At 63.6% G+C, this 17,821-nt stretch carries 17 protein-coding genes; 9 read left to right on the top strand and 8 right to left on the bottom strand.

Going from position 1 to position 17,821, the window contains the following annotated elements; genetic code table 11:
* Entirely contained in the window at window positions 1-1,356 is a 1,356-nt protein-coding gene (locus ACWUKX_RS26295) for a sigma-54-dependent transcriptional regulator (protein ID WP_456009678.1), read from the top strand.
* A 112-nt stretch (window positions 1,357-1,468) separates the two neighbouring features.
* A complete protein-coding gene (locus ACWUKX_RS26290) occupies window positions 1,469-2,194 on the top strand; it encodes a 3-keto-5-aminohexanoate cleavage protein (protein WP_456009677.1) in 726 nt (241 codons plus the stop codon).
* A 56-nt stretch (window positions 2,195-2,250) separates the two neighbouring features.
* Here the strand turns inward: ACWUKX_RS26290 and ACWUKX_RS26285 are convergent, their stop codons facing one another.
* Window positions 2,251-3,081: an NAD(P)H-dependent oxidoreductase gene (locus ACWUKX_RS26285; protein ID WP_456009676.1), complete on the bottom strand. Its 831-nt coding sequence runs from the start codon at window positions 3,079-3,081 to the stop codon at window positions 2,251-2,253.
* Between the two features lie 94 nt (window positions 3,082-3,175).
* Between ACWUKX_RS26285 and ACWUKX_RS26280 the strand changes: the two genes are divergently transcribed.
* From ACWUKX_RS26280 to ACWUKX_RS26250, 7 genes are all read left to right on the top strand, one after another.
* The gene (locus ACWUKX_RS26280; RefSeq protein ID WP_456009675.1) at window positions 3,176-4,099 is read left to right on the top strand and encodes a LysR family transcriptional regulator; all 924 of its coding nucleotides are present in this window, start codon (window positions 3,176-3,178) and stop codon (window positions 4,097-4,099) included.
* Between the two features lie 177 nt (window positions 4,100-4,276).
* Window positions 4,277-4,813, top strand: a complete 537-nt coding sequence (locus tag ACWUKX_RS26275) for an Lrp/AsnC family transcriptional regulator (protein WP_095518778.1) — start codon at window positions 4,277-4,279, stop codon at window positions 4,811-4,813.
* Entirely contained in the window at window positions 4,810-5,973 is a 1,164-nt protein-coding gene (locus ACWUKX_RS26270; RefSeq protein WP_456009674.1) for a saccharopine dehydrogenase family protein, read from the top strand. Before ACWUKX_RS26275 ends, ACWUKX_RS26270 begins: the two co-directional genes overlap by 4 nt.
* A 99-nt stretch (window positions 5,974-6,072) precedes the next feature.
* Window positions 6,073-6,861, top strand: a complete 789-nt coding sequence (locus ACWUKX_RS26265; protein WP_456009673.1) for an ABC transporter substrate-binding protein — start codon at window positions 6,073-6,075, stop codon at window positions 6,859-6,861.
* An 87-nt stretch (window positions 6,862-6,948) separates the two neighbouring features.
* Window positions 6,949-7,626, top strand: a complete 678-nt coding sequence (locus ACWUKX_RS26260; RefSeq protein ID WP_456009672.1) for an amino acid ABC transporter permease — start codon at window positions 6,949-6,951, stop codon at window positions 7,624-7,626.
* Window positions 7,623-8,297: an amino acid ABC transporter permease gene (locus ACWUKX_RS26255; protein WP_095518782.1), complete on the top strand. Its 675-nt coding sequence runs from the start codon at window positions 7,623-7,625 to the stop codon at window positions 8,295-8,297. Before ACWUKX_RS26260 ends, ACWUKX_RS26255 begins: the two co-directional genes overlap by 4 nt.
* Before the next feature lie 26 nt (window positions 8,298-8,323).
* On the top strand, window positions 8,324-9,052 hold the full coding sequence (locus ACWUKX_RS26250; protein ID WP_456009699.1) for an amino acid ABC transporter ATP-binding protein: 729 nt from the start codon (window positions 8,324-8,326) through the stop codon (window positions 9,050-9,052).
* Between the two features lie 535 nt (window positions 9,053-9,587).
* On the opposite strand, the gene ACWUKX_RS26245 is transcribed toward ACWUKX_RS26250, so the two are convergent.
* The 7 genes from ACWUKX_RS26245 to ACWUKX_RS26215 form a co-directional block, all read right to left on the bottom strand.
* Window positions 9,588-10,634, bottom strand: a complete 1,047-nt coding sequence (locus tag ACWUKX_RS26245) for a glutathione synthetase (protein WP_456009671.1) — start codon at window positions 10,632-10,634, stop codon at window positions 9,588-9,590.
* A gap of 14 nt (window positions 10,635-10,648) precedes the next feature.
* A complete protein-coding gene (locus tag ACWUKX_RS26240; RefSeq protein WP_456009670.1) occupies window positions 10,649-12,517 on the bottom strand; it encodes a flavohemoglobin expression-modulating QEGLA motif protein in 1,869 nt (622 codons plus the stop codon).
* Complete coding sequence (locus ACWUKX_RS26235; protein ID WP_456009669.1) at window positions 12,514-13,356, bottom strand: N-formylglutamate amidohydrolase; 843 nt, start codon at window positions 13,354-13,356, stop codon at window positions 12,514-12,516. The genes ACWUKX_RS26240 and ACWUKX_RS26235 overlap by 4 nt, the downstream gene beginning before the upstream one ends.
* 129 nt (window positions 13,357-13,485) lie before the next feature.
* Window positions 13,486-13,887 carry a GFA family protein gene (locus ACWUKX_RS26230; protein ID WP_456009668.1) on the bottom strand — a complete coding sequence of 134 codons (402 nt, stop codon included), beginning with the start codon at window positions 13,885-13,887 and terminating at the stop codon, window positions 13,486-13,488.
* A gap of 25 nt (window positions 13,888-13,912) precedes the next feature.
* The gene (locus ACWUKX_RS26225) at window positions 13,913-14,971 is read right to left on the bottom strand and encodes a Gfo/Idh/MocA family protein (RefSeq protein ID WP_456009667.1); all 1,059 of its coding nucleotides are present in this window, start codon (window positions 14,969-14,971) and stop codon (window positions 13,913-13,915) included.
* 77 nt (window positions 14,972-15,048) lie between these two features.
* Window positions 15,049-15,834: a ThuA domain-containing protein gene (locus ACWUKX_RS26220; protein WP_456009666.1), complete on the bottom strand. Its 786-nt coding sequence runs from the start codon at window positions 15,832-15,834 to the stop codon at window positions 15,049-15,051.
* A gap of 354 nt (window positions 15,835-16,188) precedes the next feature.
* A complete protein-coding gene (locus ACWUKX_RS26215; RefSeq protein ID WP_456009665.1) occupies window positions 16,189-17,613 on the bottom strand; it encodes a tlde1 domain-containing protein in 1,425 nt (474 codons plus the stop codon).
* Between the last annotated feature and the right edge of the window lie 208 nt (window positions 17,614-17,821).

Raw genomic sequence — 17,821 nt, 5'->3', positions numbered from 1 at the left:
ATGACCAATGACGACGCAGCGCCGGTGATCCTGATCGATGACGACAGCGATCTCCTCAGGGCCACCGCGCAGACGCTTGAGCTTGCCGGCTTTTCGGTATTGGCTTTTTCGGTGGCGGCCGAGGCGCTGGCCAGGCTCGACGCCGGTTTTGCCGGCGTGGTGGTGTCGGATATCCGGATGCCTGAGATCGACGGCTTGCTGCTTTTCGATTGCGTCCTGCGGCTGGACGCGGACATTCCAGTCATCCTCGTCACCGGGCATGGCGACATCGCGGTTGCCGTCAAGGCGATCAAGGACGGCGCCTACGACTTCATCACCAAACCCTTCGCCGCCGACCGGCTGGTGCAGAGCGTGCGCCGCGCGGCGGAAAAGCGCCGCCTGGTGCTGGAGAACCGCGCCTTGCGCGAAGCGGCCGGAGAAGCGCAGGACGGCCTGCCGCTGATCGGCCAGACGCCGGCGATGGAAAGGCTGCGCCGCACGCTGCGCCAGATCGCCGACACCGATGTCGACGTGCTGGTGACCGGCGAGACCGGCTCCGGCAAGGAGGTGGTGGCAAGCCTCTTGCATCGCTGGAGCCGCCGCGCCAGGGGCAATTTCGTTGCGCTGAATTGCGGCACTCTGCCGGAGACGGTCATCGAGAGCGAGTTGTTCGGCCATGAGGCCGGCGCCTTCACCGGCGCGCAGAAGAAGCGGATCGGCCGCATCGAGCACGCCAGCGGCGGCACGCTGTTCCTCGACGAGATCGAAAGCATGCCGGTCTCGACACAGGTGCAGATGCTGCGCGTGCTGGAGATGCGCGAGGTCACGCCGCTCGGCACCAACGAGTTGCGGCCCGTCGACCTGCGCGTGGTTGCGGCCGCCAAGGTCGATCTCGGCGATCCGCGCCAGCGCGGCACGTTCCGCGAGGATCTCTACTACCGGCTCAACGTGGTGACGATCTCCATTCCGCCGCTGCGCGAGCGCCGCGACGACGTCGCCCTGCTGTTCTTCTATTTCGCCGAGCTCGCCGCCGCCCGCTTTCGGCGTCCGGTGCCGGCGGTGCCGGCCTCGGTGCACCGCCATCTCAGGGAGCATGACTGGCCGGGCAATGTGCGCGAGCTCGCGCATTTCGCCGAGCGGTTTGTGCTTGGATTGGAAGAAGACGCTGGAGCGCTTCCCCCTGGCCCAGCCCGGCCGGATGCCGACATGAAGCTGCCGGAGCGGCTGGAGCGCTACGAGGCCGACATCATCCGCGAGACGCTTGGCCGCAACGAGGGCGACGTCAGGCGCACGATCGAAGCGCTGGGGATTCCGCGCAAGACGTTCTACGATAAGCTCCAGCGCCACGGCATCGTGCGCAGCGAGTTTTCCAGGTAAAGGGCCCACAGGCCGGCAAGCGTCGGCGACCCTTCCGTGGCCTTCCTCCGAACGCCGATTCCGATCTTCGCGATCATGCGCTAGACTTGCAGGAACTCAACCGGGCTGACCCATGATTGTCCAGACCTGCATCAATGGCGCGCGCAGCGCCGATTTTCATCCGCAACTGCCGCTTGACCCCGGAGCCATGGCGCGTGACGGCGCGGCCTGCGTCGCGGCCGGTGCCGCCGAGCTGCATGTCCATGCGCGCGGGCTCGACGGCCGGGAAAGCCTCGCTCCTGAGGCGATCGACCGCACCATCCTTGCCCTCCGCCGCGCCTGCCCGGGAACGCTGATCGGTGTCTCCACCGGCGCCTGGATCGAGAACGACGACGAGCGGACGCTTGCCGCGATCGCCAGCTGGAGCGAGCTGCCCGACTATGCCTCGGTCAATCTGAGCGAGAAGGCCGCGCCCGAGATCATGCAAAGCCTGCGGCAGCGCGGCATCGGCATCGAGGCCGGGCTCGCCTCCGTCGCTGATGCCGAGCGCCTGGTCCGGCTCGACCGTGGCAGCCAGGTGCTGCGCATCCTGATCGAGATCTCGGAGCAGGCGCTGGACGCGGCATGGGAAGTCAGCGACGGCATCGCGGCCGTGCTTGACCGTGCCGGGATGCGACGGGCGATCCTGCTGCATGGCGAAAACGCGACAGTCTGGCCATTCGTGCACCGGGCGGCGGAGCGCAACTGGTCGACGCGTGTCGGGCTGGAAGACGGCAAAGAGCTTCCGGACGGCGCTACGGCATCAGGCAATGCCGCACTGACGGCTGCTGCCGTCGCAATCTTCCGGGCCGGTCGCTGATTCATCCCACAGGTTTCGGGCGCCTTGCCTGACCAGGATCTTTTCGGGGTCCTGCCTCAGGCCACGTCCCGCAAAGTCGAACGCGGCGTCGCCGACTTGGCGCCGGCGCGATCCTCGTGAAGCGCGAAACCCGCGGCGCCCGGATCGCCCAGTTCGGGGCGGAGCTGCATGCTCGGGATGTGGTAGTCTCCGCCATTCTGCTGCCGATAGGGAATGGGCCGGATTGTCTCGAGCGTCCGCATCCTTTCGCGCAGCCGATCCGCGACAGGCTCGAAATCTGCCTCCCCCAAACGATCCACTCTGTAGACCACGAACGGCGGAAGCACGTCGTAGCCTGGATAGTAAAGGATCCCGTGATTGATCGGGAACAGCAAGTCGTCGATCGGGCCGTTGACGCCGCGGGCGGAGTAATGCTCTTCCCAGCCGCCGGTGGTCACGATCAGCATCGCGCGCTTGCCGGCGAGCGTTCCCTCACCAAAGCGATCACCCCACCGCTTGTCGCTATGCTCGCCGACACCATAGGCGAAGCCGTAGGCGTACACCCGGTCGACCCAGCCCTTGAGGATCGCCGGCATGGCGTACCACCACAGCGGGAACTGGAGGATCAGCGTGTCGGCCCACAGCAGCTTGTCGATTTCGGCTTTAACGTCACCGGTCAGAGTGTTGGTCGCAAAAGCTTTTCTGGATGCCGCAGCCGGCAGGAAGCGTTCTTCGGGCGGCCACGACGGAAAGTCGGCGCGGTCCACCTCGGATTTCCAGCCATCGGCATAGAGGTCCGATATCAGCACCTCGTGGCCCTGGGCCTCGAGTTCCCTGATGGCGACGTCACGCAGTGCACCGTTGAGCGAACGCGGTTCAGGATGAGCAAAAACCAGTAGGACTTTCATGGGTCAACTCCGAAGGAAGGACGATCGACGCTAAAGGTAGCCAGCCCCGGGATGATCCGCTATATCTGAGCAATGCATAAGATTATGCCGAATAATGGATAGGTCAGACGTCACACTCGAGCGCATGCGCACCTTCGTTCGCGTCGCCGAGCGCGGCAGCCTTTCGGCGGTGGCGCGCGAACTCGGAGTTGGGCAATCGACGGTCACACGGCATTTGCGGGAGCTCGAGGAGGCCATCGGCGTGCCCTTGCTCAGCAGGACCACCCGGCGTGTCACGATGACCGACGAAGGCAGCCGTTACTATGCCGACGCTGTCCAGATCCTGCGCCTCGTTGAGCAGGCTGGCGATGAGGCGCGGGGCACGCGCGGCGCGTCGGCCGGCACGATCAGGATATCCTGCACGGCGGCGCTCGGGGTCTTGCATGTCAGCCGCCTGATCTTCGCCTTCCAGGACCGCTATCCCGACATCGGGATCGATCTCAGCCTCACCGACGAACGCATCGACCTTGTGCGGGAAGGCGTCGACATCGCGCTTCGCCTAGGTCCGCTCACCGACAGCTCGATGAAACTGCGGGCGCTCGGCCAATCCCGGCGTTTGCTGGTGGCAGCACCGGCCTATCTGGCGGTGCGGGGCAGACCGGCTGTCCCGCAGGATCTGCCTGGCCATGAAGGCATCCGGATGTCGAACATCACGGGAAGCGACACGCTCGCCCTGCAGGGGCCTGGCGGCGAACGCCACGCGGTGCCTTTTGGCGGCCGGTTTCGGGTCGACCATGGGCTCGCCGCGCGCGAAGCGCTCGTCGCCGGACGCGGTATCGCACCTGCCCATCGCTGGCTTGTCGACGATCTCCTGGCGGCCGGCCGGCTGGAAGTGATCCTGCCAGGCTATTGGCCGCCTCCCGTACCGCTGAGCATGCTGATCGTCCCGGAGCGCGCGGGCATTGCTCGGGTCCGGCTGCTGGTCGACTTTCTTGCCGACCGAATCGGCAGCATTCCGGGGATCGACAAGCTGCGTTAGTCGGCTTGCCCACGGTCGGCCGCGGCACCGGCAAAGCCCTCCCGTCTTCCGGAATACACCATCCGGCCTTGTTGACAGCGGCCGAATGCTCTTGCGATTTAAAAAAATACGCCCTAAGCTGTTTTCATATCAGAAAGAAAACTCCATCATTTCTTTTCATTTATGAAAGTTTGAACGCTGCGGGAACATCTCGATCAGACCGACCGGCGACTGGTCAAGCTGCTGTCGCAGGATGCGCAGCTTGGCGTCAACCGGCTCGCCGAGAAGATGGCCGTCTCCGTCCCGACGGTGCGCATGCGGCTGCGCAACCTGCTCGACCGCAACCTGCTCAAGATCGTCGGCCTGCTCAACCTGACCGAGCGTCCCGAACTGATCTCGGCCATCGTCGGCATCAATGCGCAGGGCCGAGGCCGCGCCCGGGAACTGGCGCAACGCATCGCCGAACTGCCTTTCGTGAACTCGGCCTCCGTCGTCACCGGACGCTTCGACATCATCGTCGACGTGACGGTGGCGGGCGACGTCGCCGATCTCTACCGCGTCACCAGCGAGCTGATCCCCGGCGCGGGCGAGCCAGGCGAAGTCGTGCGCAGCGAGACGTTCGTCGTCATGGCCTCCTGCAACAAATGGGTCAGCCTGCCGGAAGGCTGCTGGTCGGATGAGACCAAGCGCGACGAAACTGGGCGGCACGAAACTGGCCGAAAGGAAATGCCATGAAGATCGCGGTTCTCGGCGGCCTTGGCCTGCAAGGCCGGGCGGCGATCGCCGATCTCGTCGCCAGCGCCGGTGTCGAAGAAGTCGTCTGCGTCGATACCGCGCAGGATGGCGCGGCCCGGCTTGGCGGCCTGACCGACCTCGCCCGCGTGCGTTTCGTCGTGCCCGATGGCGCGATCGCCCCTGTGTTGGCGAACGTGCTGGCGGGTGTCGACGCCGCCATCGATCTGTTGCCGCAGCCGCTGATGCGCGAGGCGGTGCAGGCCGCGATCGCGACGCGCACGCCGCTGGTCACCACCAATTACGGCAAGACGATCGCCGACCTTGCCCCGGCGGCACAAAAGGCCGGCGTCTCGATCATGACCGAATGCGGGCTCGACCCCGGCATCGACCTCGTGCTCTACGCACGCGCCGCAAGGCAGTTCGACGCCATCACGGCGATCGACTCCTATTGCGGCGGCATCCCCGAGCCGAAAGCGATGGCCAAGCCGCTGTGCTACAAGGTGAGCTGGAACTTCGACATGGTTCTGATGAGCCAGAACCGCGACAGCGTGCTGGTCGAGGACGGCGAGTGGGTCGATGTGCCGGCCGGCCAGCAACACGACAATCCGTTCATCCATCAGATCGAGGTCGAGGGGCTGGGCAGACTGGAAGCCTTCCCCAATGGCGATGCGGCGCAGTATGCCGGCATGCTTGCAGCCGCCAAGGGGCTGCAGCGCTCCGGCCGCTATTCGCTGCGCTGGCCGGGCTGGTCGGCGTTCTGGGCGCCGCTGAAGGAGCTTGGATTCCTTTCCGAAGACAAGGTGCCCGGCGTTGGCGCCAGCCCGCGCGAATTTCTCGGCCGGCTGCTCGGCCCGCAACTGCAATATGGCACCGATGAGAAGGACCTTTGCGTGATGCGCAATGTCTTCTCCGGCAGCGAAGGCGGCCGCCGCAAGACGGTGACGTCGGACCTGGTCATCGAACGCGATCTGGCCTCCGGCCTGTTCGGCATGAGCCTCGGCGTCGGCTATCCCGCCAGCATCGTGGCGCAGATGCTGGCGCGGGGCGAAATCACTGAACCCGGCCTGCTCAACCCGCTGCTGCATGTGCCCGACGGCCGCTTCCTCGACGAACTGGCTCGGCGCGGTATACGAGTATCCGAAACGATCAGCTGGGACTGAAGGATTTTCGAACGGTCGTCGCCGCTAGCAACGGCGCTGCCGCTCAAAAGCACCCGCAGACGGGTGAAAACAACAAACGAAAACAAGGAGGAATGCCCAATGACAATTGCCAAGCTTTTCATCGCAGGCCTTGCGCTCGCCGGGCTCACAGCCGCGGCCAGCGCTGGAACGCTCGACGACATCACCAAGCGCGGTGAGCTGCGCGTTGCCGTGCAGACGCAAGGACCGCCCTTCTCGCTGGTCGGCGCCGCCGGCGAGCGCACCGGCAGTTCGGTCGAGCTCGCTGAGCTGATGGCCAAGGAAATGGGCGTGAAGATCACCTTCCTCGATTTCGACTGGGACGGACTGATCCCGGCGCTGCTCTCGGGCAAGGCCGATCTTCTGGTCGCCGACATGACGCCGACGCTGGCGCGAGCGATGAAGGTCGCGTTCACCAAGCCCTACATGTACACGGGCAGCACCGTCTTCACCAAGGCAGACGGCAAGTTCAAATCCACCGAGGATTGCAAGGCGAAAGGCACCAGGATCGCAGTGCTGCTCGGCGCCACCGGCGAGAAAGAGGCCAAGACGGCCTTCCCCGATGCCGAGATCAAGAGCTACAAGGGCGGCGGCCCGCTGCTGCTCGACGCCGTCAACAACGGCCAGGCCGATTGCGGCGTCAACGACGTGTCGGCGGTCAAGGGCCAGTCGACCGCCTATCCGGCCGGCAGCTTCACCATCATGCCGGACATGCTGTCGAAGGAGCCGCTGGCCTTCGCCACGCGCTATGACGAGCAGGACCTGCTGATCTGGATGAACCTGTTCCTTGACCAGGTCAGCCTCGACGGCCGCCTGCAGAAGAACCTCGACTACTGGGTCAATTCCGACGACTGGAAGAAAGACCACTAAGCAGCAATAGGCCCGAACAGCTTTGCGCGCGCCTCGCGCCGCGAAGCTGTTCGGAATCCGTTTCGCCCGGGGGAAATCCGCCCAACGATGCTCGAAAACTTCAGCTTCCGCACCATCGTCGAATATCTGCCTTTGTTCGGGCAGGGACTCGTCACGACCATGTGGCTGTCCCTTCTCTCCTTTGCCGGCGCGCTTGCCGTCGGCATCTTGCTTAGCGCCATGAACCTGCAGCGCGGGTGGCTGTTTCGCGTGCCGGCCAAGGCCTATATCGACGCGGTGCGCGCCACGCCCTTGCTGGCGCAGCTCTATTTCCTCTATTTCGGCCTGCCCCGCCTCGGCATCATCCTCCCCGAGCTCGTCGTCGGCATTCTCGCTTTGTCGCTGAACAGCGGCGCCTATGTCGCCGAGATCATTCGCGCCGGCATCCTGTCGATCCCGCGCGGCCAGGTCGAGGCCGGCGTCGCCTCGGGGATGAGCTATGTCCAGCGCATGCGCCTGGTCATCCTGCCGCAAGCGTTCAAGGTCACGATCCCGCCGCTGCTCGGGCAGGCAATCGTGCTGGTCAAGGATTCGGCCCTGCTGTCGCTGATCGCGGTCGCCGAGCTGACGCGCGCCGGGCAATTGCTCGCCTCCGACCGCTTCATGCCGGCGGAAGGCTTCATCACCATCGCCGCCTTCTACCTCCTGCTCTATTACGGGCTGAAGGGACTGGCGGCGCTGTCCGGGCGCTGGCTCGGATTGCAGCCGGCAAGGAGCAGCACATGATCTGGCAGCAGCTGCAAAGCCTCGCCGGCAGCTATCCCCTCGCCTTGCGCGGCCTCGGCATGACTGTGATGCTGTCGCTGATCAGCCTGGTGCTAGGCACGCTGATCGGCTTTGGCCTCGGCATCCTGCGGACCGGCGGCAACCGGCTGATCAGCAGCGTGATCGGCGCCTGGGTCGACCTGATCCGCGGCACACCATTCCTGGTGCAGATCTTCCTGATCTTCTTCATCCTGCCGGAACTCGGCATCGAGCTGGACGCCTTCAGCGCCGGCATCATCGCGCTGACCAATCTGGCTGCTTGCTTCATCTGCGAGATCGTCGTCGCCGGCATCCGCTCGGTGCCGACCGGCCAGGTCGAGGCGGCGCTGGCGTCCGGCCTGTCGCGTTGGCAGCGTATGCGCCAGGTGGTGCTGCCGCAGGCGATGCGCATCGTGCTGCCGCCGCTGGTTGGGCAATATGTGCTGCTAATCAAGGATTCCTCGGTTGTTTCGGCCATCGGGCTCACCGACCTCACCCGCGTCGGCTGGCTGGTGGTGCAGCGTGTGCCCAACGGGCTGCTGGTCTTCTTCCTTGTCGGCCTCGGCTACTTCATCGTCTGCTATCCCTTGATCATGCTGGCCCGCCGGCTGGAGCAGCGCATCGGTGCAGCCCATGGCGAGGTGCAGCTATGACGAACTCCAGCAAAAGCAGCACCGGCATGATCGAGTTTCGCGGCGTCAACAAATGGTTCGGCACACTCAATGTGCTCAAGGATATCACCCTGAGCGTCGAGCCGCGCGAAGTGGTCGTCGTCTGCGGGCCGAGCGGCTCGGGCAAGAGCACCTTGATCCGCTGCATCAACGGTCTGGAGACGATCCGCGACGGCGACCTGGTGGTTGACGGCCAGCGCCTCGGCGACCCCGCCACCAACATGACGCGGCTGCGCACCGAGATCGGCTTCGTCTTCCAGTCGTTCAACCTCTATCCGCACAAGACAGCGCTCGAAAACGTGACGCTGGCGCCGATCCATGTGCGCAAGATCCCGCGAGCTGAAGCCGAAAAGGCCGGGCGCGAGCTGCTTGCCAAGGTCGGCCTTGCCGACAAGGTGAACGCCTATCCCGCGCAACTCTCCGGCGGCCAGCAGCAGCGCGTGGCGATTGCGCGCTGTCTCGGCATGCGCCCCAAGATCATGCTGTTCGACGAACCGACTTCGGCGCTCGACCCCGAGATGATCTCGGAAGTGCTCGACGTCATGGTCTCGGTCGCTGAGGAAGGCATGACGATGATGGTGGTGACCCACGAAATGGGCTTCGCCCGCAAGGTCGCCCAGCGCGTCGTGTTCATGGATGCCGGCGCCATCGTCGAAAGCGGTACGCCGGATGAGTTCTTCTCGCATCCCAAGACCGACCGCAGCCGCGCCTTCCTGAGCAAGATCCTGCGGCATTAAGGCCAGACTCGAACAGCAGGCTGCCGCCGGTGGCTGAGACGGGTGGGAAACGGACATTCGAAGCTGGTCGTGTAGTGATCACTTCCATCGTCGCAGTTGATCTGGACTGTGAGATGACGTGTCCTTATCAACCAAATCGCCACACTCTCGGCACAGCCAAATGCCATATGAAATATCTCTGCGTTGTGCAGGCAATGTCCGTGCTGGCCTTCACCGCACGATTTTATGGTGATGACCTGCTCCTCTCCGTTTGTGATCTCGAGCGTAACACTCGATTCAATCACTTCGACGATCGGCCAAGATAAACGATCAGCCCAAGATTGTTCGATCTACAATATACCCCTCCTATTGCCGCCGAAGGACCTCGTTCAGCAATCAGGTTCAGCGCGCCGGCTGGGTGGCGGCATAGAGCCCCAGTCGATGTCCGCTTTTGATGGGGGACCGCTGGAATGACCGACATGAGGCGCAAAGCCGCTGCTGGGTCAGCTCCTCAGGAAGGTCGCCTATGGGTCAGATCGCGGCTTGCTTGCGCTCCTCAGAGCGTCGCCAGCCGCGAATTTGTCATGGTCGTTCCATAGGCTTGGCGCAGCGTCCGCTTCTCCTCCAGCGCAATGATGACGCTTGTGGCAAAATCCGTTTTGTACATAACGGCGAGCCGTGTCAGCCCGCCTGGCGTGAAGACGTTGATCTCCAGAAGTTTGTTCCCGACGATGTCGAGCCCAACCAGAAACATGCCGTCATTGATTAATTTGGGGCGCACCATCTCGGCAATGCCCAACATCGTGCCCGTTACCTTGACCTTGCGGGCTGTTCCGGCGGCATGGATATTGGACCGGACGTCGCCCTTGGCTGGAACGCGGCGAAAGGCTGCGTAATTGCCGTCGCGCACCAGCGGCAGACCGTTCATCAGGAAAAGACGCACGTCACCAGCCTTGGCCTCCGGAATGTAGACCTGCGCGATGAGATAGCCGTCACCGCTGGCCGCTTCGAAAATCTGGTTGAGGTTGGAATCGGTAGGCTTTGCGATATGGAATACGTTCTTGCCACCCGACCCTTGCAGGGGTTTGACGATGCAGCCCTTCGAGTGTTTGTCGATAAATGCGCGGATCTCGGTGATATTGCGCGATATCAGGGTTGCCGGCCTGACCGCCTCAGGAAAAGACTGAAGGTAGAGCTTGCTCTGTGCCTGCCCTAGACCATCCGGATCGTTGACGACAATCGCGCCGCGTTCCGCCGCGAGCCGCCCGAACATAACGCCTGCGTTGGCGGCCCATGGCCGATCGGTGGCGTCCAGAGACGGGTCGTTGCGCAGAAACACAATGTCGATATCGCTTATGGCCAAAGTCTTTTTCTGCTTCGCTGCATCCTTCAGGGCAGCATACAGTCTGTCGGACGTCTTGTAGGAAGCATCCGGCAGAACCGCTACGCTGACAGCCAGACCGTCATCCGGACGCAGTATGAAGTCGCCTGGTTCAACATAGACAACGGAATGGCCGCGCTGGACGGCGGCCATCGCCAACGCTGTCGTCGTGTAGGCGGGCGTCTCGCTCTCAATGGAATTGACAAAGAACGCAATGCGCATCGAGGAGACTCCGCTTAAGTTTCAACCATATCGATCGGACCCATTCCCTTCATCGCTTTCTTGAGGCGCGGACGCGCCGCGTCGGAAGAGAGGAACGCAGGTTCGAGGCGCGGCGGCCGCAGCAAGCCGCGCACGTTGAGTTCCTGGATCGCTCCGAAATGCGCGGCGGAGATCTTGCCGATCCAGAACGGCGTGAGGCTGCCGCCGTCCTTCAGATGATCGAGGACCTGCACCATGCCCCGCAGATAGATGGCGTCTTTTGCAAGGCCACCGCCTCGAAAGACACGCAGCACGACGTTGAAGGCGCTGCGATCCTCGAGACCGAAATCCCTGTGGAGGATGCGGAAGGTCTCCTCGAATGTTGCTCCGTCGAGCATCGCCTGACAGGCGATAACCCTGGCCGCGATCAGCCTCAACCGCGCTGCGGTCATGCCGCCGACCAGATATTCCGCCAGCACGGCCAGTCCCTCCTGCATGCCCTCATAGCCGGCGAGCCCGTTGCGGAAAATGGCGAGCCCCTGCGCCTCGCCGTTGAAATAGGTCAGCAGATGGACACCGATCTCGTGACTGAGCAGCGCAGTCAGACGCTCCGGTGGAACGTTGGTATCGCGTGAAACCAGCAGCCGGTTTCGAGAGACGAGGAGGCCGGCCGGCAGGTCGCCGCGGATCTCCACAGAGGCATCGAATTGGGGATAGGCTGCCCGGTAGCCGGCGATCATGTCTCGCGCGGCCGCGGCAACGGCGTCGGCACCCAGGCCCGTCTGCCGGGCCGCCGAAGCAACTGGCGTTAGCCTTTCAAGAACAGTGCGTGCCCTCGCCGCCAGGCTCGGCTCGACGCTGCCATAGAGTGCTCGTCCGAGTTCGACGAAGCGGGGCGTTTCGCGCGCCGCGAGCATCGACAGCTGGAGATCGAGTTCCTGCTGCTTTTGCGAGAGCAGCGTGGTCAGCAGCGGATCTTCCAGATGATCGAGCGAGACCGAATAGAGCTTCCGTTTCTGGCCGGCGACCTCGAACTCGAGCGGCCTGTAGAGCAGTGCGGGCACACGCTCGAAGGCGCCTGCCTGGAACTCCAGCCAGGCTGGTTCGGCATTGATCGGTGTGACGGCAAGCAGAAAATCGAATGTCGACGCGACGTTGTCGATCGCCCGATCAGCGCGCACCACTGCGTCGATATAGGCGCGCCGCCCCAGCGAACGATGGGTTGCCGGCTGTTCCAGCCTTGATGCCTTCAGGAAGGCGCTGACGGCCTGAAGCGCGGAATCAACCATGTTGGCGACTACAAGGTCGTGGAGTTCGGGGTAGACGCGCTTGGTGCCAGGCATCCGGTAAATCGGTGCGAAGCGTACCGTCAGGCACGCCGCATCACCGAGATCATCCAGAAGCCGTGCTTCGGCGCGTGTCGTGGGGTTGAGTTCGGCGACGCGGGGCGTGCGGTATTTTGCTTCGCGTGCGGACGAAGCGGTGGCGAAGCGCTTGAGTGCCGCCTTCTCCGCCGCCGTGTCGCCGCAGGCCAGCGCAATCTCGAAGGGCGGCAGGAACGGAACATCCTCGGTCAGGAACCGGTCTTCCGCCAACTCGCCGATGTCCAGCATGAGGAAGGCGCCGCAGTGATCGCGCAGCCTTCGCACCACCAGCCGCGCCGCCTCGCCGGCGAGGCCGATGTCGGCCGCGATCAGATAGGACGCGTTGGCGGAGACGGCATGGAATGCCGCATCCTGATGCGACCCAACATGGACGCACAGAAAGGGCAGCGGCCGATCCATGTGCAAACGGTTGCCATTGCCGAAATCTCGGCGGATTGGCTTGCCGTCCCGCAAAAGCGCGTCCAGGTCCGATTCGATTTGCGCCAATGGAGGCGCGGGCTCAACGAGCTTGGGCTTCATCGCATGGCCCGCAGCGCCGACTCCAGGACGGGCACCGTAGACGCCAGCATGGCGCGCAGCCGCTCGATTGTTCCCCAGTCGGGTTCGCCACTCCATTCGTCCATGAAAATCTTCTTGAACTCGACGGCGATGGCACACCCGGTTTCCGGAAAATTGGCATGGACGAAACGGGTCTGTTCGCCCTTGCCCTGGAAGGACACATTCTCGCGCACGTCGATCGGCTCGCCGTTGAGACGCTGGCCGCGAAGCGTCTCGATGAAAGCTTCGACGACCGGTGCCCAGCGTTCGCGGTCCATGGAAGACGTACCGATGTTGATGTCGGGCGCGACGTCACGGGACGTAGGCATAGCCTCCCGTCCGTCGCGCCGGTGATTATAACTATGGACGTCGATGAGAACGAACCTGCCATGGCGCTTCTCGATACCGGCAAGGACACGGTTCAGCTCACCGTAGAAGGCGTCGTGAAAGGAGAGAGACTCCTTTACGATGGCCTCGTCCGGCTGCTCTCGCCAGACTTTCAGGCCCCAGGACTGGTCCGGCGACCGGTAGACCGCAGCGTCTCGCGCACGGTTCAGATCCACTTGGAAGCGTGACCGATGAACGATGATCTGGGTAGGAAAATCGGCGATGAAACGCTCGGTGAACGGGTCCTCTTCCCGAAGCCGGTCGGGATCCGAGAGACACATGAGCGATCGACAAGCCCTGCCAACGTCGGTGCCGCTGTGGATAGCTGTACCTACTATAGGCGACTCTCCGAGCTCGATCGTCCAGCCTGCCGGTGATCCACCCAGATCATTGTTGCCCGGATCATTGTTGCCCGGATCATTGTTGGAAGTCATCGTGTTCACAATCCATCGAATGCGTGGAGAGTGTGGACGGTTCCGGTTCATCGAACAAGCGATCGTTGGCTCGCCCTGGATCAGCAGGCTGAACCGTCCAAAAACGTCAGCCGAAGGTGGCCAGCGGCTTCAGCCAAACGTCGCCAGAGGCTCAGTGCGGACCTCGACCCACTGGCAGCGCCGGCTGTCGTGATAGAAGGACAGGAAGGGCGGCGGGAACGATGGGTCGGCGAAAGCGCCCACCGGAATGGCAATCAGACCGGGTTGGACATCGATCCGATAATGGACGGTGGTGCCGCAATTCGGGCAGAAGCTGTAGGTGACACGGCCGCCCTCGTCGCCAAGACGCGTGAACTCCGCCGCTCGTCCCTGGATCGACACACCATTCTCCGCAAACCGCGCGTTGAAGCTGAACGCGCTGCCCGTGCGCCGCTTGCAGGCCAGGCAATGGCAGACGGAGACGCGTACCGGCTCGCCCGAACAGGTGGCGGACAGCTGACCGCAGGAACATTCGGCGCGGCGCGTCACCATGGCTGGCTCCTTTGAGCGAACGACATCACTGGGTTTCGGTATGGGCCCTGAGCTCAGCCCTCTTCTCGTTGGAGACGACGGCGAGGTCGAGCACCTTCTGCAATTCGGCCGCATGACGGAACGACGGCTCCGCCTGAACACCGTTGCGCACTGCATCGACAAAGCGCTGGTAGTTGGTCGGCACCGATCCGGCATCGAGAACCTGCCATTTGGCGTTCTCGATGTCCTCGCCCATGCACACTTTCAGCTCCGAGCCATTCAGATTGTGCACGACTTCGATGCCGCCCTTGTCGCCATAGATGCGCAGCCGCAATTCGTTGAGGTGGCCGGTTGCCCAGCGGCTGGCATGAACGACGCCGAAGGCGCCATTGCTGAAATCCAGCGCCATGGTGAAGCTGTCATTGGCGTCCAGCTCGTACTCGCCGATCCGGTTGCCCGGCGCCTTGTCGAAGGACCTGAGGCGGCAGAACACATGATTGACATCGAGCGCCGCACCATAGCTGGCGAAGTCGAGGATATGGATGCCGACATCGCCCAACACGCCATTGGAGCCATGGCCGCGCGACAGCCGCCACAGCCATTTCGGATCGGTGCGCCAGTCGCCCCAGAACTTGGAAACCAGCCAGCTCTGCAGATAGGACGCCTCGACATGCCTGACCTGGCCGATTTCGCCGGCAAGCACCATGGTGCGCGCCTTCTGCAGCGGGGCGACGTTGCGATAGGTCAGGTTGACCATGTTGATGATGCCGGCTTGCTCGGCGGCATCGGCCATCTCGCTGGCTCTCTGATAATTTTCGGCCAGCGGCTTTTCGCACAGCACCGGCTTGCCCGCCGCGATCAGCATCATGGTGGTCGGATGGTGGATGCGATCCGGTGTCACGTTCGCCACCGCGTCGAACTTGTCCCATGCGAGCGCGTCTTCCAGCGACGCGAACCGGTTGGGGATACCGTTGATGTCCGAAAACTTGTCGACACGCGCGCGGTCGAGATCGACTGCGCCGACCAGTTCGACGCCCTCGATCTTGCCGAACTGCCTGGCGTGCTCTTCCGCCATCCAGCCGGTGCCGAGTATAAGGAGACGCATGATTCTTATCCTTAGGATGGGGCTTTATCTTGTTGTTTGACCGTGGATTTCCAGAACCTAAGGTTCGGGATAGCGGTCTAGCGAAAACCGGCTTCGCCCTCGGCATGGAGTTTTCCGCCGCGCTCGACGATCGGCTCGCGCGCCTTTTCCACCGGCACGTTCGGCGCATCGAGGATGGCTGGATGCGAGCCTTGCGGGTTGTGCGCCCATTTCACCGCATTGCGCAGCACCTTCTGGACTGTGGCGTCGTGATAGGTCGGATAGGTCTCGTGACCGGGCCTGAAATAGAAAATGTTGCCGGCGCCGCGGCGATAGGTCAGCCCCGACCGGAACACTTCGCCGCCCTGGAACCAGGAGATGAAAACCGTTTCCAGCGGCTCCGGCACAGCGAATTGCTCGCCATACATCTCCTCGTTCTCGAGCTCGAAATACTCGCCGACCCCCGCAGCGATCGGGTGGTTGGGGCTCGTCACCCAGAGCCGCTCACGCTCGCCGGCCTCGCGCCATTTCAGCGTGCAGGGCGTGCCCATCAGCGTCTTGAATATCTTCGAGAAATGGCCGGAATGAAGAACGATCAGTCCCATGCCTTCCCAGACGTGGCGCGCCACGCGCTCGACGACTTCGTCGGCGACGGCGCCATGGTCCTTGTGTCCCCACCACAGTAGGACATCGGTTTGCGCCAAACGGTCGGCCGGCAGGCCATGCTCCGGCTGCTCGAGCGTCGCCCACGACACGGAAATGCTGGGGTCGAGCTTCAGCGCGTTGGCGATCGTTGCGTGCATGCCCTCGGGGTAGATCCCCGCGACCACCTCATTGGTCCGCTCATGGATATTCTCGCCCCAAACGACAGCGCGTATAGTCATAACACCCTCTTTGATCGGTTGAAGCCGCCGCCCCAGTACCACCAGTCATAGTATCCTCGGCCGGGAATGAAAACGGCTTCGAGGCCGGCTGCTGACAATCGGTCGGAAATCCGGCGATGCCGGCGGACAGCGCTCCCCACCTGGGGGAGATTGGATGTCACGCCGGCTTTCGCAAATCGCCAGCGTTGCAGGAACGAGCGGAGCGTCGAAACTGCCAATCTCCCCACTTGTGGGGGAGATGTCCGGCAGGACAGAGGGGGGCACGAAGGACCGCGACAGAACGGCTTTCATTCTGCGCCGCCACAGATGGCTCAGGCTCCCGTCCCTTCCGACGCGACCTGCATCAGCGGCTTGTTAGCCGCGCACGACGAGACGTTTGATCTTGCCTTTCTTGAAGGCGGCGAGGAAACGGGCATAGTCCTTGAAAGCGACGCAGCCGCTCGATTCCGCGCGGCCGCCGCGCAGCAGGTAGGTATGGGCAAGAAAGCCGTCGCGGCCGTATTTGTTCTTGCCATCGATGGGAATGAGACGCAGCGCCTCCACCCCATGGAAGCGCGATTCGCGCAGCCTCAAATCGTAGGTGTGGGGCGGTGTCGGGCCGACATTCTTCAGGTTGGCGTAGCGCGGCTGGTCGGCCATCGAGCCTCGTCCCGAATGCGCCTCGAGCCGCGAACCGTCCGGCATATAGACGGTTTTCGCCGAGATGTCGTAGACGGCGACGCCGCTGCCCATACTGGGCTTGTTAAACAGGTTGCGGAAGACCCCGCCGCCCGCCGGGCTGTCGGGTTTGGCATAGGCCAGCATGTCTGCGGCCTTGGCCTTCGACCGCTTGGCCGGCATGCCCGGGCTGCGTTGCATGCCCGGGCTGCTTTGCATGCCCCGGCTGGCTTGCATGCTTGGCATCGCCGCCGGTGACGAACTCCTCGGTGACAAGACTGGCGCCCGGGGTATCTCGACCTGTGGAGCGTCGGCGGTCTGCACCTTGTTCGCTTTGGATGACTGAGACTGGACCTTGGCGGCCCTCGATGCCTGGACCTTGGGCGCTTTGGCCTTGGGTGCCTCGACCCCGGGCGCCTCGTCTGACTGATCGATTTCCGCCCGCGGGCGGAAGGTCGGCAAGGGGACGCTGTCGGGCATCTCGTCCTGCGGCGGCAGCGAGGCCATCTGCACCTCGCCCTCTTGCGGCTCCTGTGGAATAGAAGGCTCGCTTGCCGCAACAGCTGGGGGCAGCACGTCGATCATCTCTCCCGGCAATGCATTCGCAAGCGCCAGCGCCAGACGGGAGGATCGTTGGGATTCCGCAATCTCGGGCCCGAAGCGCACGGCCGCGGGACCATGCTGATCGGGCCGGCGCACCGGCTCCGCAGCGCGCCCGGCCGCCGGAAGGCTGGCAAGCATAGGAGGTGCCGCGGTGACGTGGGCGAAGGCAGCAGCGAGCTTTTGCGGCGACAACGCGGCTTTCGCCACCACACTGTCGAAGCGCGCTTGGGGCGAGATTTTTGCGACAACAGGCACGGTATTCGGCTTCGCTAACGGCTTTAGACGCGCCAACTTGCCTTCATGCACGAAGCTCGCGGCAGCCTGCGCGCAACCGGCATCGCATCGGCTGAGCAGGGACGCCTGACGCTGTCGGCTTGCCAGTGACGGCGCCCACGAACTGGCCCATGAATTGGGAAGCGAGCGATCGGCGAGCGCGATGGTTCGCGGCGCGAGCAGGCTTTGCGGAAGACTGTTGGAGGCAGCGGTGAGCGAGGTTCCCATCGAATGGAGGCCGGCCATGGTCGCCACCGACCACAGAGCGATCGCAACGCCAACAACGGGAATCGCGACCCAGCGCAGGCCGGGCCTCATCGAAGTCAATCCAGTATCAGGATTATCACCCCGGCTTTTCAAACGCACAAACGCCATACAACCAACCTCAATCGGCCTTGCGGCATGCGGGGCTCGCAGCCGTCACAATCACAGTCGCCTAGTGCCCCCTGCACGC

Source organism: Mesorhizobium sp. f-mel, assembly GCF_053850215.1.
This window is presented reverse-complemented; position numbering and strand designations above follow the sequence as displayed.